This window comes from Streptococcus wuxiensis, assembly GCF_040888245.1.
Taxonomy (GTDB): domain Bacteria; phylum Bacillota; class Bacilli; order Lactobacillales; family Streptococcaceae; genus Streptococcus; species Streptococcus wuxiensis.
This window is the reverse complement of the sequence record NZ_JBFNFE010000001.1, coordinates 285322-309328: the sequence shown is the minus strand read 5'-3', so window position 1 is coordinate 309328 and position 24007 is coordinate 285322. Positions and strand designations below refer to the sequence as shown.

Annotated in this window: 23 protein-coding genes; 4 read left to right on the top strand and 19 right to left on the bottom strand. The window is 38.2% G+C overall.

The genetic code is table 11. From position 1 onward, the window contains the following. Nucleotides 1–31: 31 nt before the first annotated feature. From udk to AB2B47_RS01475, 3 genes are all read right to left on the bottom strand, one after another. Nucleotides 32–670, bottom strand: coding sequence for a uridine kinase (udk, locus tag AB2B47_RS01485; RefSeq protein ID WP_004253618.1), 639 nt, complete (start codon nucleotides 668–670; stop codon nucleotides 32–34). 119 nt (nucleotides 671–789) lie between these two features. Then, nucleotides 790–2523: a phosphoenolpyruvate--protein phosphotransferase gene (gene ptsP, locus AB2B47_RS01480; protein WP_320693573.1), complete on the bottom strand. Its 1734-nt coding sequence runs from the start codon at nucleotides 2521–2523 to the stop codon at nucleotides 790–792. Between the two features lie 4 nt (nucleotides 2524–2527). Beyond that, nucleotides 2528–2791, bottom strand: coding sequence for a phosphocarrier protein HPr (locus tag AB2B47_RS01475; protein ID WP_000146952.1), 264 nt, complete (start codon nucleotides 2789–2791; stop codon nucleotides 2528–2530). A gap of 360 nt (nucleotides 2792–3151) precedes the next feature. Here AB2B47_RS01475 and nrdH point away from each other — a divergent pair, with 360 nt between their 5' ends. The 4 genes from nrdH to AB2B47_RS01455 all read left to right on the top strand — a co-directional run bounded on the left by nrdH (nucleotide 3152) and on the right by AB2B47_RS01455 (nucleotide 7597). Beyond that, nucleotides 3152–3370 (top strand): glutaredoxin-like protein NrdH, encoded by a 219-nt coding sequence (gene nrdH, locus AB2B47_RS01470; protein WP_004253610.1) that lies wholly within the window; start codon nucleotides 3152–3154, stop codon nucleotides 3368–3370. 69 nt (nucleotides 3371–3439) lie between these two features. After that, nucleotides 3440–5599: a class 1b ribonucleoside-diphosphate reductase subunit alpha gene (nrdE, locus tag AB2B47_RS01465; RefSeq protein WP_320693439.1), complete on the top strand. Its 2160-nt coding sequence runs from the start codon at nucleotides 3440–3442 to the stop codon at nucleotides 5597–5599. Nucleotides 5600–5736: 137 nt separating this feature from the next. Further along, nucleotides 5737–6699, top strand: a complete 963-nt coding sequence (gene nrdF / locus AB2B47_RS01460; protein ID WP_006152028.1) for a class 1b ribonucleoside-diphosphate reductase subunit beta — start codon at nucleotides 5737–5739, stop codon at nucleotides 6697–6699. 130 nt (nucleotides 6700–6829) lie between these two features. After that, nucleotides 6830–7597, top strand: coding sequence for a DeoR/GlpR family DNA-binding transcription regulator (locus AB2B47_RS01455; RefSeq protein WP_320693438.1), 768 nt, complete (start codon nucleotides 6830–6832; stop codon nucleotides 7595–7597). A 38-nt stretch (nucleotides 7598–7635) separates the two neighbouring features. On the opposite strand, the gene lacG is transcribed toward AB2B47_RS01455, so the two are convergent. The 16 genes from lacG to recN form a co-directional block, all read right to left on the bottom strand. Further along, nucleotides 7636–9042 (bottom strand): 6-phospho-beta-galactosidase, encoded by a 1407-nt coding sequence (lacG, locus tag AB2B47_RS01450; RefSeq protein WP_320693437.1) that lies wholly within the window; start codon nucleotides 9040–9042, stop codon nucleotides 7636–7638. Nucleotides 9043–9229: 187 nt separating this feature from the next. Then, a complete protein-coding gene (locus AB2B47_RS01445) occupies nucleotides 9230–10921 on the bottom strand; it encodes a lactose-specific PTS transporter subunit EIIC (RefSeq protein WP_006151857.1) in 1692 nt (563 codons plus the stop codon). Beyond that, nucleotides 10921–11238 (bottom strand): PTS lactose/cellobiose transporter subunit IIA, encoded by a 318-nt coding sequence (locus AB2B47_RS01440; protein WP_006152303.1) that lies wholly within the window; start codon nucleotides 11236–11238, stop codon nucleotides 10921–10923. The genes AB2B47_RS01445 and AB2B47_RS01440 overlap by 1 nt, the downstream gene beginning before the upstream one ends. 33 nt (nucleotides 11239–11271) lie before the next feature. Beyond that, the gene (locus tag AB2B47_RS01435) at nucleotides 11272–12108 is read right to left on the bottom strand and encodes a PRD domain-containing protein (RefSeq protein WP_036757531.1); all 837 of its coding nucleotides are present in this window, start codon (nucleotides 12106–12108) and stop codon (nucleotides 11272–11274) included. 230 nt (nucleotides 12109–12338) lie between these two features. After that, a complete protein-coding gene (gene lacD / locus AB2B47_RS01430) occupies nucleotides 12339–13319 on the bottom strand; it encodes a tagatose-bisphosphate aldolase (RefSeq protein ID WP_006152000.1) in 981 nt (326 codons plus the stop codon). A gap of 1 nt (nucleotide 13320) precedes the next feature. Next, complete coding sequence (locus tag AB2B47_RS01425) at nucleotides 13321–14250, bottom strand: tagatose-6-phosphate kinase (protein WP_006152191.1); 930 nt, start codon at nucleotides 14248–14250, stop codon at nucleotides 13321–13323. A 10-nt stretch (nucleotides 14251–14260) separates the two neighbouring features. Then, nucleotides 14261–14776, bottom strand: a complete 516-nt coding sequence (lacB, locus tag AB2B47_RS01420; RefSeq protein ID WP_001216925.1) for a galactose-6-phosphate isomerase subunit LacB — start codon at nucleotides 14774–14776, stop codon at nucleotides 14261–14263. Between the two features lie 29 nt (nucleotides 14777–14805). Continuing rightward, a complete protein-coding gene (gene lacA, locus AB2B47_RS01415; RefSeq protein WP_006151484.1) occupies nucleotides 14806–15231 on the bottom strand; it encodes a galactose-6-phosphate isomerase subunit LacA in 426 nt (141 codons plus the stop codon). Nucleotides 15232–15494: 263 nt separating this feature from the next. Further along, nucleotides 15495–16388 (bottom strand): aldose 1-epimerase family protein, encoded by an 894-nt coding sequence (locus AB2B47_RS01410; RefSeq protein WP_025170356.1) that lies wholly within the window; start codon nucleotides 16386–16388, stop codon nucleotides 15495–15497. Nucleotides 16389–16483: 95 nt separating this feature from the next. After that, nucleotides 16484–17959 (bottom strand): PTS galactitol transporter subunit IIC, encoded by a 1476-nt coding sequence (locus AB2B47_RS01405; protein WP_006151696.1) that lies wholly within the window; start codon nucleotides 17957–17959, stop codon nucleotides 16484–16486. Between the two features lie 48 nt (nucleotides 17960–18007). Then, nucleotides 18008–18313, bottom strand: coding sequence for a PTS sugar transporter subunit IIB (locus tag AB2B47_RS01400; protein WP_006151856.1), 306 nt, complete (start codon nucleotides 18311–18313; stop codon nucleotides 18008–18010). 41 nt (nucleotides 18314–18354) lie between these two features. After that, the gene (locus tag AB2B47_RS01395) at nucleotides 18355–18831 is read right to left on the bottom strand and encodes a PTS sugar transporter subunit IIA (RefSeq protein WP_320693436.1); all 477 of its coding nucleotides are present in this window, start codon (nucleotides 18829–18831) and stop codon (nucleotides 18355–18357) included. Between the two features lie 184 nt (nucleotides 18832–19015). Then, the gene (locus AB2B47_RS01390; RefSeq protein WP_320693435.1) at nucleotides 19016–19627 is read right to left on the bottom strand and encodes a hypothetical protein; all 612 of its coding nucleotides are present in this window, start codon (nucleotides 19625–19627) and stop codon (nucleotides 19016–19018) included. Nucleotides 19628–19700: 73 nt separating this feature from the next. Continuing rightward, nucleotides 19701–21524: a translation elongation factor 4 gene (gene lepA, locus AB2B47_RS01385; RefSeq protein ID WP_036757546.1), complete on the bottom strand. Its 1824-nt coding sequence runs from the start codon at nucleotides 21522–21524 to the stop codon at nucleotides 19701–19703. Between the two features lie 81 nt (nucleotides 21525–21605). Continuing rightward, on the bottom strand, nucleotides 21606–22334 hold the full coding sequence (locus AB2B47_RS01380) for a metallophosphoesterase family protein (RefSeq protein ID WP_320693434.1): 729 nt from the start codon (nucleotides 22332–22334) through the stop codon (nucleotides 21606–21608). Further along, on the bottom strand, nucleotides 22335–24002 hold the full coding sequence (gene recN, locus AB2B47_RS01375) for a DNA repair protein RecN (RefSeq protein WP_036757550.1): 1668 nt from the start codon (nucleotides 24000–24002) through the stop codon (nucleotides 22335–22337). Between the last annotated feature and the right edge of the window lie 5 nt (nucleotides 24003–24007).

The following is a 24007-nucleotide window of genomic DNA, read 5'->3' as shown; positions in this document are numbered from 1 at the left end:
ACTGTATCAAGAGATACAGTTTTTTTAATTATTACTGGGCTAAACGAGCTTCTTCTAAAATCTTTTCAATTTTTGTCGTCAGCAAATCAATCGCTACAGTATTGGTTACTCCTTCTGGAATAACGATATCTGCATAACGCTTTGTTGGCTCGATAAATTGATGATACATAGGTTTTACGACACCAAGATACTGATCAATGACGCTATCCAAACTACGACCACGTTCTTCCATATCGCGTTTAATACGACGGATGATACGAACATCATCATCAGTGTCCACAAAAATCTTGATATCCATCAAATCACGAAGGCGTTTGTCTTCTAAAACCAAAATTCCTTCTACGATAAATACATCTTGAGGTTCTTGGCGATAGGTTTTCGAACTTCTTGTATGGGCAGCATAATCATAGGTAGGAATATCAACAGGACGTCCTGCCAACAATTCCTTAATTTGCGCAATCATCAAGTCAGTATCAAAAGCAAAAGGATGGTCATAATTAGTCTTAATACGTTCTTCAAAGGTTAAATGAGATTGATCTTTATAGTAGGAATCATGCTCAATCATGGCAATTTTTTCATTTGGGAAATGGGATAAGATTGCTTTAGAAACACTGGTTTTTCCTCCACCAGATCCCCCTGTTACTCCGATAATGATTGGTCTGTTTTGCATAGTTGCCTCCGTATTTTTCCTTTGTCTATTTTACCATATTTTTAGAAAATTTTACAGGTGGACTTTTTAAATTAGAATAAAAAAACCTTGTAGTTTAGTTCTACAAGGTTTTAATGTTTTTAATCAAAGTTAACGTATTCTTTTGAAAGTTCAAGAACTTCTTCCATTGTTGAACATTCAGTAAGAGCACGGTTAGCGTATTCTTGCATCTTAGCTGTGTCAAGTTTCTTCATCAAGCTACGTGTGCGAAGAACAGATGTAGCTGACATAGAGAACTCATCTAAGCCCATTCCGACAAGAAGTGGAACAGCAGTTTGGTCACCAGCCATTTCACCACACATACCAGCCCATTTACCTTCAGCGTGAGCTGCTTTGATTACGTTGTTAATCAAACGAAGAATCGATGGGTTATATGGTTGGTAAAGGTATGAAACTTGTTCGTTCATACGGTCAGCAGCCATTGTGTATTGGATCAAGTCGTTTGTACCGATTGAGAAGAAATCAACTTCTTTAGCAAATTGGTCAGCAAGCATAGCTGCAGCAGGAATTTCAATCATGATACCAACTTGGATATCATTCGCAACAGAAACACCTTCAGCAACCAATTTTGCTTTTTCTTCTTCAAGAATAGCTTTAGCAGTACGGAACTCTTTCAACAAAGCAACCATTGGGAACATGATACGTAATTTGCCGTGAACAGATGCACGAAGCAAAGCACGCAATTGTGTACGGAACATTTGGTTACCAGTTTCAGAGATTGAGATACGTAAAGCACGGTAGCCCAAGAATGGGTTCATTTCTTTAGGAAGATCGAAGTAAGGAAGTTCTTTATCCCCACCGATATCCATTGTACGAACAACAACAGGTTTACCGTTCATACCTTCAAGAACTGCTTTGTAAGCTTCGTATTGGTCGTCTTCCGTTGGGAAATCTTGAGAATCCATGTACAAGAATTCTGTACGGTAGAGACCAACAGCTTCAGCACCATTTTCGTTCACACCTTCAACATCTTTAGGTGTACCGATATTAGCTGCCAACTCAAAGTGTTTACCATCTGCAGTAACAGTTTTAGCATCTTTCAAAAGAGCCCATTCAGCTTTTTGTTTAGCGTAAGCTTCACCAGCTGCTTTGAATTCTGCAATTTGTTCTTCAGTTGGGTTGATAACGACTTCACCTGAAATACCTGAAACAGCCAAAACGTCACCATCTTTTACAAGTTCAGTGATGTTGTTTGTACCCAATACAGCTGCAATTTCAAGTGTACGAGCCATGATAGCTGAGTGACTTGTTCGTCCACCAATGTTTGTTACAAAAGCTTTTACAAAGTTTTTGTCCAATTGAGCAGTATCAGATGGAGTCAAGTCATGTGCAATCACAATCACTTCTTCATTGATTGAAGCTGGGTTTGGCAGTTTCTTGCCAAGAAGATTTGCCAAAACACGTTTGGTAACGTCGCGAATATCTGCTGCACGTTCCTGCATGTATGGGTTGTCTTCCATGCCTTCAAAGATTGTGATAAACATGTCTGTAACTTCTTTCAGACCTGCTTCTGCATTTACTTTCTTAGCACGAATTGTTTCTTTAATCTGACCGATCAATTCAGGGTCAGCAAGAACCATCAAGTGAGCGTCAAATACTTGCGCCGCTTCTTCACCAAGCGTACCTACAGCCTTCTCGCGGATAAGAGAAAGCTCGTTTTGAGAAGCTTCAAGAGCAACATCCAAACGAGCCTCTTCTGCATTTGTATCTTCGACTGTAATAGTCTCGAATGATAAATCCGGTTGAACGAGTAGATATGCTTTAGCAACTGCAACACCATCAGATGCTGCGATTCCTTTAAGCATTTCTGTCATATCCTTATGCCAATCCTTCTTTTTCCATTGTTTCTGAGATAGCAGCGATAGCGTCATCAGCGTCTGCACCTTCAGCAGTGATTGTAACGTCAGCACCTTGACCAACACCAAGGCTCATAACACCCATGATAGATTTAAGGTTAACTGATTTACCTTTGTACTCAAGAGTAATATCTGAAGCAAATTTGCTAGCAGTTTGTACCAACAATGTTGCTGGACGTGCGTGAATACCTGTTTCTGCCACTACGTGGAAATCTTTAGAAGCCATAATTTGACTCTCCTTTAAATGTTTTCTTTTTGAGTTATATCTGATAACCCTTACAATTTGGTATTATATCACCTTCTAGGAATTTTTTCAAGTATTTTATGGGATTTCTTCTTTTTCCTTTCAGATAACTTGCTGAAAATCTTCTATTTTATCTATCAAAATACATCATATAGTTTTTTATAATTTTAACATTTAGAAAACGCTGTTATTTATGGATTTCATTTTTTCTAATCACTATATATTGTGTTTTGTTAAGTCTCATCGAAAAAAATTCTACAATATTTAGTTTTTCTTCGTTGACAAAGATTTTTTTTCTGATATACTTAAGAAGTAATTAAATTTTGAAAGAGGAGTTACAGAATGGTAACCGTTTATTCTAAAAACAATTGTGTTCAATGTAAAATGACCAAACGATTCTTAGATAGTAACAAGATCGCATATCGCGAAATCAATCTTGATGAACAACCTGAATTTATTGAACAAGTTAAAGAGCTAGGCTTCAGCGCTGCTCCTATCATTCAAACACCAACTGAAGTTTTCTCTGGTTTCCAACCAGCAAAACTTAAAGAACTTGCTTAAGTATCAGGATTAAAAGCTTCTATGTCAATCTTAGAAGCCTTTCTTTTGTAATGAATTAAAGGAAATTTTATGGGATTAAAACAACTTGAGGACGTAACTTACTTCCGTCTAAATAATGAAATCAACCGTCCTGTTAATGGACAAATCATGCTCCACAAAGATAAAGAAGCCTTGGACGCTTTCTTTAAAGAAAATGTTGTACCAAATTCTATGGTTTTTGATTCTATCACTGATAAAATCGATTACCTTATTAAACAAGATTATATCGAAACAGCGTTTATCAAGAAATATCGTCCAGAATTCTTAGAAGAGCTTTACCAATTTATTAAGGATCAAAACTTCCAATTCAAGTCTTTCATGGCAGCATACAAGTTTTACAATCAATATGCCTTGAAAACGAATGACGGAGAGTACTATCTTGAGAGCATGGAAGACCGTGTCTTCTTTAACGCTCTTTACTTTGCTGATGGTGACGAAGCTATCGCAATTGATATTGCCAATGAAATCATCCACCAGCGTTACCAGCCTGCTACACCTTCTTTCTTGAATGCGGGCCGTGCACGTCGTGGTGAATTGGTATCCTGTTTCTTGATTCAGGTAACAGATGATATGAACTCTATCGGACGTTCTATCAACTCAGCTCTTCAACTTTCACGTATCGGTGGTGGTGTCGGAATTTCCCTCAGCAACCTTCGTGAAGCTGGAGCACCTATCAAAGGGTATGAAGGTGCTGCTTCTGGTGTCGTACCAGTTATGAAGCTTTTCGAAGACAGCTTCTCTTACTCTAACCAACTAGGTCAGCGTCAAGGGGCTGGGGTTGTTTACCTTAACGTCTTCCACCCAGACATTATTGCTTTCCTTTCTACTAAGAAAGAAAATGCTGATGAAAAAGTTCGTGTCAAGACTCTTTCACTTGGTGTTGTGGTACCAGATAAATTCTACGAATTAGCACGTAAGAATGAGGAAATGTACCTCTTCAGTCCTTATTCTGTTGAAAAAGAGTATGGAGTACCTTTTAACTACATCGATATCACAGAAAAATACGATGAATTGGTGGCAAATCCAAATATTCGTAAGACAAAAATCAAAGCGCGTGATTTGGAAACAGAAATTTCTAAATTGCAACAAGAATCTGGCTATCCTTATGTAGTCAATATTGATACTGCTAACCGTGCAAATCCTGTCGATGGTAAGATTATCATGAGTAACTTGTGTTCAGAAATTCTTCAAGTCCAAGAACCAAGTCTTATCAACGATGCGCAAGAATTCCTTCAAATGGGTACTGACGTTTCATGTAACCTTGGTTCAACCAACGTTGTAAATATGATGACATCACCTGACTTTGGACGTTCTATTCGTGCAATGGTTCGTGCTTTGACCTTTGTAACAGATAGCTCTCACATCGTTGCTGTTCCAACTATTGACCACGGAAATAGCCAAGCTCATACATTTGGACTTGGTGCCATGGGGCTTCACAGCTATCTTGCTCAGCAATTAATCGAATATGGATCTCCTGAGTCTGTTGAATTTACAAGCATCTACTTTATGCTTTTGAATTACTGGACTTTGGTAGAATCAAACAATATTGCGCGTGAACGTGGCATTACCTTCCACAACTTTGAGAAATCAGACTATGCAAATGGTTCTTATTTCGATAAGTATACGTCTGGTCAATTTGTTCCAAAATCTGATCGTGTTAAAGAACTCTTTGAAGGTATCTTTATCCCGTCTGCAGCTGATTGGGCTGAACTTCGTGATAAAGTTAAAGCAGATGGACTTTACCACCAAAACCGTCTTGCTGTTGCGCCGAATGGTTCTATCAGCTACATCAATGACGTGTCTGCTTCTATCCACCCAATCACTCAACGTATTGAAGAACGTCAAGAGAAGAAAATTGGTAAGATTTACTATCCTGCTGCAGGATTATCAACTGAAACTATTCCTTACTACACTTCTGCCTATGACATGGATATGCGTAGAGTTATCGATGTCTATGCTGCTGCAACTGAGCACGTAGACCAAGGGCTTTCACTTACTCTCTTCATGCGTAGTGATATCCCAACAGGTCTTTACGAATGGAAGAAAGAGAACAAACAAACAACACGTGACCTATCTATCCTTCGTAACTACGCCTTTAACAAGGGCATTAAGTCTATCTACTACGTTCGTACCTACACAGATGACGGCGGTGAAGTTGGTGCTAACCAATGTGAAAGCTGTGTGATTTAAAATTTCACAAAAATCTTGTTTACAAAGATAAGGTAACATCAAAAAGTCGGAGTACCGACTTTTTGTGCGGTAACCCAATCACACAAGACTAGAATATTCATCACTATTTTAATAAAATCAAAAGAAAGAGATTTGTAATGGAAACTTACTACAAAGCCATTAACTGGAATGCCATCGAAGATGTCATCGATAAATCAACATGGGAAAAACTAACCGAACAATTTTGGTTGGATACACGTATTCCCTTATCTAATGATTTAGATGACTGGAGAAAGTTATCAAATCAAGAAAAAGACTTGGTAGGAAAAGTCTTTGGGGGTTTGACACTTTTGGATACCATGCAGTCTGAAACAGGGGTTCAAGCGTTACGTGCAGATATCCGTACACCTCATGAGGAAGCTGTGTTTAACAACATTCAATTCATGGAATCTGTCCACGCTAAATCTTATTCTTCTATTTTCTCAACTTTGAATACCAAGACTGAGATTGAAGAAATCTTTGAATGGACTGATACAAACCCATATCTTCAGAAAAAGGCACAAATCATCAATGAGATTTACCTTAACGGAACACCACTTGAAAAGAAAGTGGCTAGTGTATTCCTTGAAACCTTCCTCTTCTACTCTGGTTTCTTCACTCCACTCTACTATCTAGGAAATAACAAGTTGGCAAACGTTGCTGAAATCATCAAACTCATCATTCGGGACGAGTCAGTTCACGGAACATATATTGGTTATAAATTCCAACTTGGTTTCAACGAATTACCAGAAGAAGAGCAAGAAAAGTTAAAAGACTGGATGTACGACCTTCTTTACACACTTTATGAAAATGAGGAAGGTTATACAGAGAGTTTATATGATGGTGTTGGTTGGACCGAAGAAGTGAAAACATTCCTTCGCTACAACGCCAATAAAGCTCTTATGAACCTAGGACAAGATCCTCTCTTCCCTGACTCAGCCGACGATGTAAACCCAATTGTTATGAATGGAATTTCAACTGGTACATCCAACCACGACTTCTTCTCTCAAGTTGGTAATGGTTATCTACTTGGCGAAGTTGAAGCTATGCAGGATGATGATTATAACTACGGATTAGACTAATTAAAAAATATAAAAACATCTGAGTTAAAAACAAACACAGATGTTTTTTGTTTTTGTTTATTTTTGTTTTATTTAAGTTGCTTGGATGTTTAAAATGTGATAAAATGATATTGGATATGGGGGTGATTCAATGCTAAAACAAGAAAAACTAGATGTGATTTTAGAGATTGTCAATACAAGAGGAACCATCACAGTCAAAGAAATAATGAATCGTTTAGATATTTCTGATATGACTGCTCGACGTTATCTGCAAGAGTTAGCTGACAAGGACCTACTTGTTCGAGTGCATGGAGGCGCTGAAAAACTTCGCTCTGGTTCTCTATTAGCAAATGAACGCTCGAATATCGAAAAACAAGGTCTTCAGATTGCTGAAAAACAAGAAATCGCAAAGTTTGCTGGTCATTTAGTCGAAGAAAGAGAAACGATTTTTATCGGTCCGGGTACTACTCTTGAGTTCTTTGCGCGTGAACTTCCAATAGATAATATTCGTGTGGTAACAAATAGCCTTCCTGTTTTCATTATCTTGAATGAACGAAAGTTGACTGATTTAATTTTGATTGGTGGAAATTATCGAGAAATCACCGGTGCCTTTGTCGGAACCTTAACGCTCCAAGATATCGAAAGTCTTCAATACTCTAAAGCTTTTGTTAGTTGCAATGGTATAAAAGATCATGCTATCGCTACTTTTAGCGAAGATGAAGGCGAAGTCCAAAAGCTAGCATTAAATAATGCTAATAAAAAGATTCTTCTTGCTGACCACAGTAAATTTAATAAGTTTGATTTTTATACTTTCTATAACATCGCTGATATTGATACAATTATTTCAGATTCAAAACTTAGCCAAGAAACCCTAAAAACTTTGTCCAAACAAACAAAGATTATTAAATCGACTCCTTAAAAAGTCTCACCAATGGTGAGACTTTTTTATCGTTATATTTACTCAATAAGGCCTGTTTCAGCTACTTTCTTATACCAGTGAGCTGACTTCTTCGGATAGCGTTCTTGTGTATCGAAATCAACGTAGAAGAGTCCGTAACGTTTTTCATAACCATTAGACCATGAGAAGACGTCCATCAATGACCAGATGAAGTAACCTTTGACGTTTGCACCATCGGCAATCGCATCAGACAATACTTCCAAATGTTGTTTTACATAATCAATACGGCCATCATCGTAAACAGTGTTGTCCACAAATTCATCTTTGTATCCAAGTCCGTTTTCAGTAATGTAGATTTTCTTATAGTTTGGATAATCCGCCTTCACACGCATGATCTGATCATATAGCCCTTGAGGATAAATGATCCAGTCCCAGTCAGTACGAGGTACATAGTCAGGAGCTACACGACGTCCAACACCTTTAATTTGGTACTTAGAGCTTCCTTTTTCCCCTTTACCATTGTGGATGATTTCAGTTTCACCATCAAAGGCTTCCATCCAGTCACTCATGTAGTAGTTAATTCCAAGGAAGTCGTTCAAATCTTTAGCTGCTTCAAGCGCTGCAAAGTCTTCGTCACGAAGATCCAAGCTACCACCATTAACTGATAAGATGTGGTTTACACCTTCCATGGTTGCATCTGAATAGTGTCCAAGGTAAGTGGCATCCAAGATAAATTTGTTGTGGATGATATCTTCCAACTCAGCAGCACGTACGTCTGCAGGATTTTTAGGATCCAATGGGTACTTAGTTGGAAGGGCGTGAACAACCCCGATTTCACCTTTGTAGCCTTTGTCTTTGTACAATTTCACAGCACGTGCATGAGAAACCATCATATTATGGTGAGATTGGAAAACTTTGGCAAGGTCATATTGAATACCTGGTGGGAATTTACCAACCAAGTATTGACCATCACCGATTGGGCCAATTTCATTGAAGGTTGTCCAGTAGTTTACTTCTGGGAACTCTTCAAAACAGAAGGCAGCATAATCTACGAAGTGTTCGATATTTTCACGATTCAAGAAATCTCCATTTGAGTGAAGAGCTTCTGGTGTATCAAAGTGGTGAAGAGTTACGAATGGTTCTACATGACGTTTGTGGCATTCCGCAAATAGTTTGTGGTAGAATTCAACCCCTTTCTGATTTACTTCGCCATATCCAGTTGGAAAAATCCGTGACCAAGCAATAGAAATACGAATTCCGTTTACGCCATATTCTTCAGCCAACTGTAAGTCTACTGGATATTTATGGTAGAAATCACTTGCTGGTTCAGCAGTATACCAATAGTTGTCTGCTAAGTATTTGTCCCATGCAACAGGTCCTTTACCGTCTGTATGAGTCGCACCTTCTGCCTGATAAGCTGCTGTTGCGCCACCAAAAATAAAATCTTTAGGAAGTGTTTTTGTCATTTTTTCACCTATTTCTTGATTGGATAAAATGAAAAGTGAGGGGGAGAGGAGTTAGTGAGCCATCCATCTCCATCTCACTTCTTTTTTACGTCACCAATTTGTGACATTAGGGGGAAACAAATTTATAACTATAAGAAAATCGGAGTAATTTTCTAAATAATAGGAGACTGTTTCACAATACCTATCGTTAATCAAATTGCGCCTGAACGAATGCGAGAGCACCTTTTCCATCACGTGTTAACTTGATGTACTGTGCACCTTCTGTCTTAGCAAGTTTGATACCTAATTTATCAGTTTCAGCTTTCATATCCTCAAAGTTTGAAGCAACTTGTGGTGCTAAGATAACAAGATCAAACTCTGGTAACATTTCACGGTGGGCTCCATAGCCACCTGCTGCAGCTTTAACTGGAACTTTATACTCTTCTGCGGCTTTATTCAAAGCATTGGCAAGAAGACCACTTGTTCCTCCACCCGCACAAAGAACGAGGACGTTTGTTTCTTCAGTAATAGTATTTTGTGCTGGTTCTACTCCAGCTTTTGCAAGAATAGCATCTGCTTTTGCAGTGTTAAAGTTTGCAGCTACTTTATCTTTTAATTCATCATTAGCTTTACCTGAACGTTCTTCTTCAAGAATTTGTTCATCATAAACCTTGAGGAATGGATAGTAGATAGCAATATCTACTACAATTAACAATGCTGCAAGAGCGAATGATAAGAACTGGAAGTTTGTACCAAGAACAATACCAAGAGGTCCTGGTGTAGTCCATGGAAGGTTGGCAGTAAATGAGTTCATGCCAAGTGTTTCAATAAAGAACTTAAAGATCCATACGTTTGCAATTGGTGCAAAGATGAATGGGATAAAGAAGATTGGGTTCAAAACAAGCGGTGCACCAAACAAGATTGGTTCGTTTACACCGAAGAATGTAGGAACTACTGAAGCGCGTCCAATAGCACGATTTCGTTTCGATTTACACAACCACATAAACATGAATGGAACCACAAGAGTTGCTCCTGTACCACCCATAGTGACGATGAACATTTGTGTACCAGATGTAAGGATCTTATCAGCGTGCATACCTTGTTGAAGGAGGTTCAAGTTGACTTCGGCATTTGCATAAGTAATCGCTGCAATCGCAGGCTCAACGATAGATGGGCCATGGATACCAATAAACCAGAAGAATGCAAAGGCACCAAAAATGATCGTAATACCAACATAACCGTCTGCTGCTGAGAATAGAGGCGCAAAGAATTTACCGATTGATTCTGCTACGCTTGCACCAACAAAATGACGAGCAAGTAAGTCAAGACCGTATAGGGAAACGACAGAAAGCGTAAATGGAATAACATCTTTAAAGACCTGTGAGATATTTGGTGGAACTTCATCAGGCATTCGAATAGTAACATTATTCTTCACACAAACCTTATAGATTGCTACAGTCACAAAGGCTGCTAGGAAAGCTGAAAGCAAACCTTTTGTTCCGAGGAAACCTGTTGCAAAGCCCCCTTCAATTGGGTCAGCTGCCAACATCAATAACCCAACAATAGCAGCTAATAGCGTTGACATATAGTTGATTTGATTGGTTTTCTCCATGTTACGGTTAACAGAGTCTGTTAAGGATTTAGCTGTTGTACCAGCAACCAAAAGTGCGAGAATACCCATTGAATAGCTATAAGGTTTCATCAAAAGCGCTACAACATCATCAGACCATACAAATCCCCATGAATTAGGCACAAAGGCAATCAAGATAAAAATACTTGAGAATAGAATGACTGGCATCCCAGCGATAAATCCATCCCGAATAGCACGAAGATAGATATTTCGAGATAGTTTTTCAAAGAAAGGCTTCCCTTTCTCGATATAGGCAATTAACTTATTCATTATTTAGCTCCTCTTTTATAAAGTTCAATTAAATGATGCATCAAATCTTTAAGCAAAATAGTTGTCATCAGGTGATCTTGGCCATGCATCATGGTCACGCTATAAGCCAAATCGTCACCAGCAGCTTCCTTTGTTAACAAGCTTGTTTGGGCATGGTGAGCCTCTGCGATGCAAGCACCGGCTTCTTCAACTAACGCATCTGCTTTAGCAAAATCACCAGCTTCAGCAGCTTTCAGAGCTTCTAAGAGTTTTGAACGAGCATCGCCAGCATAGGCAACAATCTCAAAACCTAACAATGTTACTTCTTCTCTATTCATGATAGATTTCTCCTTATATAATTTTTAGTAATATTATGACAATAAACGTTGAATATGTAGAACAAGGTAAACTCGTTCACTCTTATAAAGGTCAACACCCGTTTCCTGTGCAATGACTTCATAAATTTTGCTACCAATTTCAAATGCTTTTGGATATGTAGTTTTGATATGTTCTTCCATATCAAGCAAGGATTGATTATCATCGCGACTACGATCAAGGTAATCCAAGAAATAATTTAGATGAATCATAAAACGATCGTAGAAATTATTATTTTCTTGGGTTCTTTGAATGTTATAGCTCCTGAGAAGACTCTCAACCTTCTTTATGATTTCCTTTCTCTTATCAATAGCTTCTGCAACTTCTACCTCATTCTCACCCTCGGCATTAATAAAGTGGTAGGCTATTCTTTTTATTTCATCCTTTGGTAAATTACCAGATAGTTTACTATTATAGATTTCAAAAGACTCTTGAGCTATTTGAAAAGCAATAGGATACTCCTTTGAAATATCAGGTAAATTACTATCCTTATAACGTCCTTGGCTGATCGCTTGATAAGAACAATAGATATGGTCTGTTAAGGTTACGTAGAGGTACTCTTGAACAGGATATTGGTATTTTTTTGAAAGATTATCGATAATTTCATAAGTAACGGTAATAAAGTCTAGCGGAACATCCTTGAGTAGAGTCATAAAATTTTCTCGAGATTCTTCAGTCTTCATCCGAAAGACTTTTTCAACCTGATCCTCAGAAATCAAATCTCCCTTCTTCTTACCAAATGAAATGCCCTTACCAACTACGATCAACTCCTCTCCCTTGCTATTCCGCACAAGAGAAACATTGTTATTCATTGGATTTAATATCCGATACATGTCGACCTCCTTGTTCTGTCATTTAAGAGCTAGAGCATAAAAAATGACCACAAATGACCCTGAAAATAAATTTCTGAGTCATCTGCGATCATGCCTAATATTACTTAGTAACACTCACTCTTATTAACTTGTGATTTAAGTATAGCACAAGATTTTTATTTTGTAAACCTTTACATACAACTTTTTTAAAAGTTTTTTAGCTGGGTTTTAGACATAAAAAGGGTGGAAATTTACACACGTTCGGTCCATGAAGTTGCTGTTGTTTTAAGAACTTTGTTGAGTTCATCGATGTTCTCAAAACCAGTTGTACGAAGCCATTCGCGAGCAGCTGCTTCACCGTCTTTGATATAAGCTTCAACTGATCCAGCCCATGTTGCACGTCCACAAAGAACACCATTGAAGTTTGCACCTGATTCGTGGGCAAATACAAGAGTTTCTTGGAAGAGCTTAGCTGATACACCTGCACTCAAGTAGATGTATGGCAAGTTAGTAGCTTCATCTTGAGCTTTAAAGAAGGCTGCTGCTTCTTCACGAGTATGAACGATTTCGCCATCGCCAAATCCTTCAACGTATTTCACGTTAACTGGAACTTCCACTTTCAAGACATCAATGTTAAAGCGTGGGTCTGAGAAGACTTTCATAGCACCGATAACCTTGCGTGGTTTTACTTTAGCGTATTCGGCAGAACCTGCGTCCGCAATCTTTTCATCGTAAGCCAAGATTTCAAGGAAGAATGGAATATCTTCAGCTACACACTCAGAACCAATACGTTCAATGTAGGCTTGTTTTTGTTGGTTGAGTTCGTCAGAGCTATCTACGTCATAGTAAAGCAAGAACTTAACAGCATCTGCACCTTGTTCCTTAATACGTTTTGCAGACCAAACGTCCAAGCAGTCTGGCAAGCGTTTTGTACTTGTTGTATCGTATCCTGTTTTTTCATAAGCAAGGAGAAGACCTGCATTTGGATCAAGAGCTTTTGTAGCTGGAAGTCCGTACTCAGGGTCAAGTAGCATAGATGAAGCATATTTAGTTAATTCATCCGCCACCAATACTTTAAGTTCTTCCATTTGAGCAACTGTTGGCTCTTCTGTTTGGTATTGAGCCATGAGGCGTTTCAAAGCACCACGTTGGTCAAAGGCGAGAGCTGAGATGATACCATTCTCATCAGAGAGTTTTTGCATACAAGCGCGTTTATTTTCTGTTAAAACCATTTTATACCTCTTTTACAATTAATTGGTCATATAGACCTTGATAGTTGGCCATATTGACATGACCGGTCATTTTTTCTTGAGCATTAAGCATACCAAGGACATTTGCCTTGATCAACAGTTCTTGATCCGTTTCTTTATGGAAAAGACCTGAAGCAATACCTGCCACTGTAGAATCACCAGAACCGACTGGATTTACTACTTGAATTCTTGGAATATCTACTTTGTAGAAAGTGTTACCGTGTTTAGCGAATGCTCCGTTAGCACCTAAGGAAACGATAATCCACTCGATTCCATCAAATAGTGGTTCTTGAAGGACTTCTTTTAATTCATCCAAGTCTTTAGAAATTTCTCTTCCTAAAAGTTGAGATAATTCTTCATTATTTGGTTTGATAACTGTTGGTTTATGTGGAGACTCAAGAACTGCCTGAAGTGCAGCGCCTGAACAGTCCAAGACAACAGGTTTACCAGCTTGATTCGCAAGTTCAACTAAACTAGCATAGTAATCAACTGGAAGTCCTGCAGGTAGACTACCTGAAATGGCTACTACCTCTACAGTCTCTAAAAGTTCTTTGAAATGAGCTAAGAAATCCTGACCTTCTTTTTCTTGAACTTCAGGACCTTTTTCTAGGATTTCTGTTTGGTTTTCTCCATGTAGAATTGCGATACAGTTACGGGTTTCACCTTGAATAGAGAAGAAACGTTTACTTACTTTATCATCAATATTTTCTACTAAAAAATCACCAAGTTTACCACCGACAAGTCCTGTTGCGACTACGGAGTCACCAAATTCTGATAGGACACGAGTAACGTTAAGACCTTTACCACCAGCCGTCTTAGTTACATCTACAACACGGTTGACAGTATCAATTTTCAATTCATCCAAAGGATAGGAAATATCAATGGATGGGTTCATTGTGACTGTTAAAATCATAAGTCACCTCTTAGTCGTGGTATTCACCACGATCCCATTTTTCAAGGAACTCTGTAAAGAAGTTGGCATCCGTTTGATGATCGTTATGAGTTTCAACGTGTTGGATTTTAGCGATCAATTTTTTGTTTTCTTCTGATGGTTTGTATTCAGCGTTGATGAAAGCTTCAATGATATCACACATGAGCAATTCACCAGTGATTTTACCACCAAATCCGATTACGTTGGCATTCAATTGTTCTTTTGCATATAGAGCTGTTGTCATATCGCGAACCAAAGCAGAACGAACACCTGGAACTTTGTTAACAGCGTTATTGATACCTACACCAGTACCACAGATACATACACCAAGATCAGCTTGGCCACTAACTACTGCTTCACCAACTTTTTTACCAAAGATTGGATAGTGGGTGCGAGCGTGGTCATAAGTACCAAAGTCGATAACTTCATGTCCTTTTGATTTCAAAAATTCTGAAACAGCCATTTTTTCATTTGTTACGATGTGGTCACATCCGATTGCAATTCTCATTTTATCTTACCTTTCTTTCAATATCAAAATTAGCACATTTTGTTCAACATGTCGACACGGATTTGGTGACGACCGCCGTCGTATTTACCATTTACAAAGCCTTTAGCAATGTTTTTAGCTAATTCATCACCAACAAGTTGAGCACCCATCGTAATCATACGTGAGTTGTTGTGACCGCGAGTCATATAAGCTGAACGTTCATCAGATACTTCTGCAGCAACCATTCCTTTGATTTTAGTAGCAACCATAAATGGACCTGCACCATAAGCATCAATGACGATACCAAGGTTTTGTTCTTCTTTCTTAACTTCTTCCGCAACTGCTAGAGTTACATCAACAAAGTCTTGACCTTCTGCTGTAACATCCACTACGTGGAAGTTTTCTTTTTCCAAGAAGTTTTTTACAACTTCTTTCAATCTTAAACCTGCAGCATCTGCACCAATAACAATAGCCATATTGTATACTCCTTTTTTATAATAGACCAGTAAAACTTTCTGATTCTAGCCTAAAAGAGACCTTTCTCAAATAGTTACTAGTAGTTTTGTTGACAATAATTTAAATTAAGAACAAATATCTTATTCGTTTCTTAATAAGCTTTCTTCAGAGAAAAGCCAGAACAGTAATCTTGTTAAAATAAACACAAATTGTTCTTTATAAACATAATATACTACTATTAGTTGGAGAAGTCAACAATTTATGTTTGTTTTTGTTTATTTTTTTATAAAATCTCGATATCAAATCCAACCTGATCAAAATCACTAGGTTTTATAATCTTAACATCTTTCTTATCTTCCAGTCTATCTCCTTCTTCTATTGAAGTAGACAAACCTGACCATGGTTCCAAGGCAATAAAAGGCCCTTTATTAAGAGTTGACCATACGATTAAATTTGGAAACTCTTTAAAATCTAGTTTCAAACCTTTATCATGTTTTCGTGAACGCAAAGCTACTGTGCGAGATTCCAACTCATCTAATGTCACAGCATCATAGCTAAAGAAGTCATAATTCAAGTCTATTTCTTTTTGATTATTTAACCAAGAATTTCTATCTTTGAAATCCAACATTCCTGTTTCTGGGAAAGGTTTTGGAACTGTACATGTTTCTGGCTTTTCAAATTCAAGATAGTAATCTTCATATACCTCGTCATCTAGTAAGGGACAGTTAAAACCAGGATGCCCACCGATAAAATATGGCATACTCTTTTCTGATTCTTTATTATAGATTTTATACTGAGTACGTATGGTTTTCCCAGTCACTGTATAAGTAATTTCTAAACGAAAATGATAAGGGTAATTTTCATACATTTCTTCATCGTCTTCGATAGCGAATGTAACAGAATTATCTGTTTGTTCTACTAATGTAAAATCTTTTTTTCTTACTAAGCCATGTCGAGGGATTTTTCCTTCTTTTTGACTACCATCTTCCTTATCATAAAGGACCGTATCATTTCTTACTGAACCACATATTGGGAATAATACGGGTGCTTGCCCACTCCAATAAGTTGGATCCCCCTGCCACAAATACTCTACATCATCTTTATCTTTTATAGAGGATAGAGCTCCTCCAAGTGTTTGAAACTCAACATTTAATTGATCTGATTTTAATACAATCATAAGTCTTACCTCCAATTTTCTAAAAAAACTAGGCTGACTGCTTCATAGTGGAAACTGACAACCTAGTTTTTACAATTTACATTTTTAGGAGCAAATTATTTTGCGTTTGCTGCGTATTCTTCGTTACGTTTGATCATTTGTTTTCTGTACCATGCGAAAATACCGATATAGAAAGTAAGGAAGATTACTGCACCAATAATTGCTTTGATATCACCTGTTGTAGTGTTACCAATTGTCCAACCAAGAAGTTTTTCGATTGGTCCTTCAAGTGTTGAGTGAGTGATCAATTGAGTTTGGCTCACACCTTCTGGGAAGGCACCTACACTTTTAGCAAGATCTGTTGCAAATGGTGCGATAAGTGTACCTGAAAGAAGGAAGAGTGGCAACAATAGTGTTCCGAAGATAATCATACGGAGCAATTTACCACGAGTAACTACCAAGAGAGCTGGAGTTACACCCATTGCGATGATACCAGCAAGTGGCAAGATACCATTTCCGACATTTGAAAGAAGCACTGCTTCAATCAACATGATTGGTGCTAGAACGTTCGCACAAGCCCAGATTTCAGCACGACCAGCGATAAATGGCCAGTCAAGACCGATGTTGAATTTACGTCCTTGAAGACGTTTAGTAGCAACGTTTGTAATACCTTGTGAAAGTGGTTCTACGGCTGCGATGAACCATGAACCGATAAGTGAGAAGAGCTCCAAGCAGACACCGGCAGTCAAACCAAGTGACAACCAACCTTTAATAACAAGTTCCCATTTATCAGCGCCTTCTACACCAGCAACTGGATGTGGAGTTCCCATCAAACCGATAACAATACCAAGAATGAAACCGATGAAGAATTTAGATCCCCAGAAACCGATTCTCTTGTTCAATTTAGCAGCGTCAAAGTCGTATTTATCAAGACCTGGGAAGAATTTATCAAAAATCTTATCCAAAACCATGATAACTGGGTTCATCATGTAGTTCATGTGAGTTGAAGTCATTGGTGATGAACTTGGTGCGTTAAGAAGGTCGTCAAATGTTGGTTTCATCAAGTCAGAGTTGATGATTTTAAGAACCCCTACAAGCACAACTGCTGCAGTCGCGATGAAAAGAGAAACCCCTTGACCAACTCCACTCTTGTCAGCATACCATTTAATCAAAAGACCTGTGATAGACAAGTGCCAGATATCGAAGATATCAACGTCAAGTGTGTCTGTTTTCTTCATTGCAAGCATTACAATGTTGACAATCAACATAACTAGCAAGAAGTATAGAGTCCATGCAGATCCCCAAGTGATTGTTGCAAGTGGTGCCCAACCAACGTCGGTGATGGTCAATTGAATACCAGTATTTTCAACGAATTTCGCAAGTGAAGCTGAGAAAGCTCCGTTAAGCATTCCGATGATAGCACCGATACCAGTAAGTGCGATGGCTAATTTGATACCACCTTCAAGTGCTTTAGAGAATTTCACTCCGAAAAGCAAGGCCAATACTGTCAAAATGATCAGCATGATGATTGGGCCACCCATAGCCAAGATTGGTTTAAAGAATTCATTGGCTAAATTGATAATGAAATCCATAATTTTTCCCCCGTTATTATGTGTTATGGAATATTGACAAAATTATAATTAACTTAATCCGTGTTCTTTGATTGCTGCTTCAATATTGTCATAGACTGGAGCGCTCATCGCTGGAATACGGAACAAGATCGGTCCAGCTTCTACTACTGGGATACCAGGGTCAAAACCTAAGTCAGTTGCAGCAATTGGTGTGAAGATATCATAACCTTTAATCAAGTCTTCATTGACATCTTTTACCATAACAGCGTCACACTGTACATCGTAACCACGGCTTGAGAGCTCTTCTTCTAGAGCACTTTTAATTTGGTGGCTTGAGTTGACACCTGCACCACATGCAGCAAGAATTTTAATCATTTGGATTTCCTCCGATTTTTATTTACTATTTATTTATGAATTTAAGCAGTTGCTTCTGAGATATATTGGAACAAAGCTTCAGGCTCTGCAAGCTTAGAGAGTGCTTCAAGATGACCGTCACCTGTAAAGAAGTCCATCAATTGAGCAAGAATATTTGTTTGACTTGAACTTGAATTATTGATGATAAAGAAGAGTAATGATACTTCTACTTCCTTGTCAGGAGCAATCATATTGTGGAATGTTACTGGTTTCGCTAGGCGAACCACAACAACGTTTTCAGTTAAATTATGAATCGTGTCTGTGTGAGGGATTGCTACATTCGGCAAGTCCTTCCCAAGAAATTCCATATCTAAACCAGTTGGGAACATTTTTTCACGTTCAATCAATGCCGATCGATAGGTATCCGTAACAACTTTCTTTTCTTCCAATAGGGTTGCAACTTGATCAAATAGTTGCTCTTGATTATCTGCTTCTAAACAAAAAACTAAGTCTTTGCTGAAGAAATGATCTAATCCCATGACCTTCTCCCTTCATATTTAACTTTTATGATACAAGTATATCACTATATGAAACCGTTGGCAATATTTTTTGTTGTATTTTGTTTGATTTTTATTTTTTTTGTTTGATTTTAAACAACAAATAATTTTAAATAGTTTTGAAAAAGAATATAAAAAACAGGACATATATCCTGTTTTTTATCTATTAATTTTTTTTCGTAGTCCAACTTTGTTCAATTAATGGAAGCATATCCTTCAACACTTCAGGTGTTCCTTCTAGAGAAACGTATCTTAACTTACCATCGTCTGATTTAAAGATCCAGATCACTAGATATTTACCATTTTTAGCAATACAGTTTACGACATAGGCGTCATAGCCACCGATTTTTGACTTAGATCCCCAAACTTTAGAGAAATCCTTGCTTTGTTGTTTAGTTTGATAAACACTAGTAGAGACTTGAACAGCATCAAGAGCAGCATATTCACTTTCACTAACACCAAGGTGCTCTGGTTTAAAAGTATTTAGGGTTACGATATTGATGTCCGTTCCATCACAGTACTGAATATCATCACCACCCTCAACTTCCGTAAAATGAATCCATGATTTTGGCACTTTTACGTAGCCATACGCATCTGACCCAATTACCTGTGTATCTTTAATTGTTGATTCGGCTACAGTTGTTGTTTCTTGGGCTGTAGTAGTTTCTTGAACTGTTGTTGTTTCTGAAGCCGCTTCTTTTTTAGATTTTGATGTATTACAAGCAGCGAGGCAAAGGCAACACACTAAAAGTGTAGATAAGCTGACGATTTTTTTCATAATCCTTCTCCTTTCACTTCTATTCTAATGAAAGAAAAGATAAGTGTCAAAAGATAACTGAATTAGGAATCAATTATTCTTCATCCATACTCAAGACACTTAGGAAGGCTTCTTGAGGAACTTCTACTGATCCAATTGCTTTCATGCGCTTTTTACCAGCTTTTTGTTTTTCAAGAAGTTTACGTTTACGAGAAACGTCACCTCCATAACACTTGGCAAGAACGTTTTTACGAAGAGCTTTGATATCTGTACGAGCTACAATCTTGTGTCCAATAGCTGCTTGGATTGGAACTTCAAATTGTTGACGTGGAATGATTTTCTTGAGTTTATCAACGATGAGTTTCCCACGTTCATAAGCAAAGTCCTTGTGAACGATAAAGCTGAGAGCATCCACCTTGTCCCCATTGAGAAGGATATCCATTTTAACCAGTTTAGATGGGCGATACTCTGACAGTTCATAGTCAAAGCTTGCATAGCCACGTGTTGAAGATTTGAGCTTATCAAAGAAATCAAAGACAATTTCAGCAAGTGGAATTTGGTAGATAACATTCACACGATTATCATCGATATAATCCATCGTCACAAAGTCACCACGTTTGCGTTGAGCTAGTTCCATAACTGCTCCTACAAATTCCTGTGGTACCATGATTTGTGCTTTAACATAAGGTTCTTCAATAGTTGCAATTTTAGTAGGATCAGGAAACTCGGATGGATTCGATACATCCATAGACTCGCCATCAGTCTGATTAACCTTGTAGATAACGGATGGTGCAGTCATGATCAAGTCAATGTTGAACTCACGTTCCAAACGTTCCTGAATAACATCCATATGAAGGAGACCCAAGAATCCACAACGGAAACCAAAACCAAGAGCTTGCGATGTTTCGGGTTCAAACTGAAGACTAGCATCGTTCAACTGCAATTTTTCAAGGGCTTCACGAAGGTCATTGTATTTATTTGACTCGATTGGATAAAGACCTGCGAAAACCATCGGATTCATCTGCTTGTATCCGGATAGGGGTTCTGAAGCAGGATTTGCCGCCAAGGTAACTGTATCACCGACACGAGTGTCTTGAACAGTCTTGATAGATGCTGCAATATAACCAACGTCACCTGTCGCAAGGAAGTCACGTCCCACTGCTTTGGGTGTGAATATTCCGACCTCAGTAACATCAAAGGTTTTACCATTGCTCATGAGCTGAATCTTATCACCTGGCTTAACAACTCCATCCATGACACGTACTTGGAGAATAACGCCACGATAAGCATCGTAAACTGAGTCAAAAATCAAAGCTTTTAATGGTGCTGATACATCACCAGTTGGTGCTGGAACTTTTTCTACAATTTGCTCTAAAATATCTTCAATTCCAATTCCAGCTTTTGCTGAAGCTAATACAGCCTCACTAGCATCCAGACCGATGACATCTTCAATTTCTGTACGCACGCGCTCTGGATCTGCAGCAGGCAAGTCAATCTTGTTAATAACTGGAAGGATCTCCAAATCATTATCTAAGGCAAGGTAAACGTTAGCTAATGTTTGAGCCTCAATCCCTTGGGCAGCATCGACAACCAAAATAGCTCCCTCACAGGCAGCTAGAGAACGCGATACCTCATAAGTGAAGTCCACGTGTCCTGGTGTGTCAATCAGGTGGAAAATATAGGTTTCGCCGTCTTTGGCAGTATAATTAAGCTCGATGGCATTCAGTTTGATAGTAATCCCACGCTCTCTCTCTAGGTCCATACTATCAAGAAGCTGAGCTTGCATTTCACGACTAGAAACCGTCTCTGTAGCCTCCAAAATACGGTCCGCCAATGTTGACTTCCCATGGTCAATATGCGCGATAATGGAAAAGTTTCGGATCTTTTCCTGACGTTTTTTCAATTCTTCTAAATTCAAGATTCTCTTCCTTTCAGGGTATCTATTAATTATAAATTGTTTTTATGTTTTTGACAAGACCATAATACCCTGTAAAGAGTATTAATCTTCAGCAACAAAGCCGTCATTTTCGATGAAATAGTGGTCTGTCATACCTTGGTCAGTAAAGACAATTCCATGAAGGACACCACCATAGACAGCTCCTCCATCCATTCCGATTTTTCCATCTTCTGTCATCCAAAGTTCTGCAGTTCCTGGTTTTTGTTCCAAAAGTCCATAGACTGGTGTATGCCCAAAGACAATTGTTTTCCCTGTATGATTAGCTGCTTCGTGGAATGGTTTTCTTAGCCAGACTTTCTTGTAATCTGTAGTTTCATGCCAATCATCCAAAGTTAAATCAATTCCAGCATGAACAAAGATATACTTATCCGTTTCAATCACAAAAGGCATCTGACGGATAAATTCTACTAAGTCTGCTGCTTCAGTTTCTACACGCTTAGCATCTGCTACTCCATCTACTGGTGCATCCAGTGGACGCCCCAAAATAGAATTAATAGTTGTATCCCCACCATTACGACGATAGTGGTCATAGCTTTCTTCAGGATTATCCAACCAAGTTAAAAACATGTACTCGTGATTTCCTGAAATGCAAATCGCTCCTTGATTATCAACCAAATCCTTAACCATTTCAAGAACACGTCGACTATCTTCTCCTCTATCAATCAAATCTCCAAGAAAGAGTAATTGAGTTTTGCCATCCCATGTTTTAAGAAGGTCTTCAAGCATTCCTGCTTTTCCGTGAACATCTCCAATTACATAATAGTCTGTCATTTATTTCTCCTTACTTTGCAACAATTCTCTCGCTTGACTAAGTGCCGCTTCAGTTACATTTTCACCTGCCAACATCTTGGCAACTTCTTCTACTCTTTCTTCAACTGTCAACAAGCGAACTGTTGAAACAGTTGAATGGTCATTACTTATCTTTTCAATAAAGAACTGATAATCTGCGATCGCAATGACTTGAGGAAGATGAGATATAGCTAATACTTGACCATTCTGACCAATTTTATGAATCTTTTGAGCGATTGCTTGAGCTACACGACCTGAAACTCCTGTGTCCACTTCATCGAATACAATACTGGTCTTACCTTCCTTACGAGAAAAAGCAGACTTGATTGCCAACATGAGGCGAGACAACTCTCCTCCAGAAGCTACTTTAACCAATGGTTTAAAGTCTTCTCCAGGGTTTGTGGAGATGTAAAATTCAACACTTTCATTTCCTTCACGAGTAAACTTACCTTTAGTAAATTGAACCTGAAATCGAGCCTTATCCATATAAAGGTCTTTGAGTTCTTGCTGAATCTCAATTTCTAATTGTTGAGCTAAGTTATGTCGAGCAGATGCAAGCTTACTTGCTAAATCTACCAGGCTTACTTCCAACTTTTTGAGTTCTGCTTCCATATCATCTGAAGATAAATGATTGCCAGTCAAAAGGTTGTATTCTTCTGTGATTTTAGCAAAGTACATCAAGACATCGTCAACATTCCCACCATACTTACGTGTAATGGCGTGAATGAGATCTAAACGGCTTTCAATCTGTATGAGACGATTACCGTCGAAATCAAGACTTTCAATAATATCCTCTAAACGTTTAGTGACATCTTCTAGAACATAATAAGATTCAGATAAGGAATTAGAAATTTCACGATATTCTACATCATACTCTTCTAAACTTTCCATATCATTCATAGCTGAACGCACGTTAGCTAGACTTGAAAATTCTTCATTATCTAACATTGTATAAGCATTAGTCAACGTATCAGCAATATTTTTATGATTTAGAAGTTTATCTCGTTCTTGATTTAGTTTGAGGTCTTCACCTGGCTGTAAGGACGCAGATTCAATTTCAGCCATCTGAAATTCCAACATTTCAATACGAGCCCTGTGCTCTTCTTGATTTTTCTTAATCTCAAGAAGTTGCTTGCGCATTTTACGATAAGCATCAAAGTTTGTCTGATAGGCTTGCTTCAGTTCCAGAAAATCTGCATCACCAAAACCATCAAGCATCTGAATATGCAATTGGGGACGCATTAACTCTTCTTGATCATGTTGGCCATGGATATCAACAAGATACTGTCCAATTGAGCGAAGAACAGATAGATTAACCATCTGTCCATTGACACGACTAACACTACGCCCGTTTTGTAAAATTTCACGACGGATGATGATTTCATCACCTAGCTCTATTCCTTGCTCATCAAAAATCATTTGCAAAGCATGACTGTTTTCAACCGAGAAAAGACCTTCGATTTCAGCCTTAGGAGCACCATGACGAATGACGTCCGTTGTAGCTCTGGCTCCCAGCATCATATTCATAGCATCGATGATGATAGACTTCCCAGCACCGGTTTCCCCCGTCAGAACTGTCATTCCCTTCTCAAAATTAAGTGAAATAGCCTCAATGATGGCAAAGTTTTTAATTGAAATTTCAAGTAACATAAGGT

Coding starts and splice junctions, on each gene's coding strand:
- udk (WP_004253618.1), bottom strand. CDS start 670: ATGCAAAACAGACCAATCATTATCGGAGTAACAGGGGGATCTGGTGGA.
- ptsP (WP_320693573.1), bottom strand. CDS start 2,523: ATGACAGAAATGCTTAAAGGAATCGCAGCATCTGATGGTGTTGCAGTT.
- AB2B47_RS01475 (WP_000146952.1), bottom strand. CDS start 2,791: ATGGCTTCTAAAGATTTCCACGTAGTGGCAGAAACAGGTATTCACGCA.
- nrdH (WP_004253610.1), top strand. CDS start 3,152: ATGGTAACCGTTTATTCTAAAAACAATTGTGTTCAATGTAAAATGACC.
- nrdE (WP_320693439.1), top strand. CDS start 3,440: ATGGGATTAAAACAACTTGAGGACGTAACTTACTTCCGTCTAAATAAT.
- nrdF (WP_006152028.1), top strand. CDS start 5,737: ATGGAAACTTACTACAAAGCCATTAACTGGAATGCCATCGAAGATGTC.
- AB2B47_RS01455 (WP_320693438.1), top strand. CDS start 6,830: ATGCTAAAACAAGAAAAACTAGATGTGATTTTAGAGATTGTCAATACA.
- lacG (WP_320693437.1), bottom strand. CDS start 9,042: ATGACAAAAACACTTCCTAAAGATTTTATTTTTGGTGGCGCAACAGCA.
- AB2B47_RS01445 (WP_006151857.1), bottom strand. CDS start 10,921: ATGAATAAGTTAATTGCCTATATCGAGAAAGGGAAGCCTTTCTTTGAA.
- AB2B47_RS01440 (WP_006152303.1), bottom strand. CDS start 11,238: ATGAATAGAGAAGAAGTAACATTGTTAGGTTTTGAGATTGTTGCCTAT.
- AB2B47_RS01435 (WP_036757531.1), bottom strand. CDS start 12,108: ATGTATCGGATATTAAATCCAATGAATAACAATGTTTCTCTTGTGCGG.
- lacD (WP_006152000.1), bottom strand. CDS start 13,319: ATGGTTTTAACAGAAAATAAACGCGCTTGTATGCAAAAACTCTCTGAT.
- AB2B47_RS01425 (WP_006152191.1), bottom strand. CDS start 14,250: ATGATTTTAACAGTCACAATGAACCCATCCATTGATATTTCCTATCCT.
- lacB (WP_001216925.1), bottom strand. CDS start 14,776: ATGAGAATTGCAATCGGATGTGACCACATCGTAACAAATGAAAAAATG.
- lacA (WP_006151484.1), bottom strand. CDS start 15,231: ATGGCTATTGTTATTGGTGCAGATGCTGCAGGTTTAAGATTGAAAGAA.
- AB2B47_RS01410 (WP_025170356.1), bottom strand. CDS start 16,388: ATGATTGTATTAAAATCAGATCAATTAAATGTTGAGTTTCAAACACTT.
- AB2B47_RS01405 (WP_006151696.1), bottom strand. CDS start 17,959: ATGGATTTCATTATCAATTTAGCCAATGAATTCTTTAAACCAATCTTG.
- AB2B47_RS01400 (WP_006151856.1), bottom strand. CDS start 18,313: ATGATTAAAATTCTTGCTGCATGTGGTGCAGGTGTCAACTCAAGCCAC.
- AB2B47_RS01395 (WP_320693436.1), bottom strand. CDS start 18,831: ATGGGATTAGATCATTTCTTCAGCAAAGACTTAGTTTTTTGTTTAGAA.
- AB2B47_RS01390 (WP_320693435.1), bottom strand. CDS start 19,627: ATGAAAAAAATCGTCAGCTTATCTACACTTTTAGTGTGTTGCCTTTGC.
- AB2B47_RS01380 (WP_320693434.1), bottom strand. CDS start 22,334: ATGACAGACTATTATGTAATTGGAGATGTTCACGGAAAAGCAGGAATG.
- recN (WP_036757550.1), bottom strand. CDS start 24,002: ATGTTACTTGAAATTTCAATTAAAAACTTTGCCATCATTGAGGCTATT.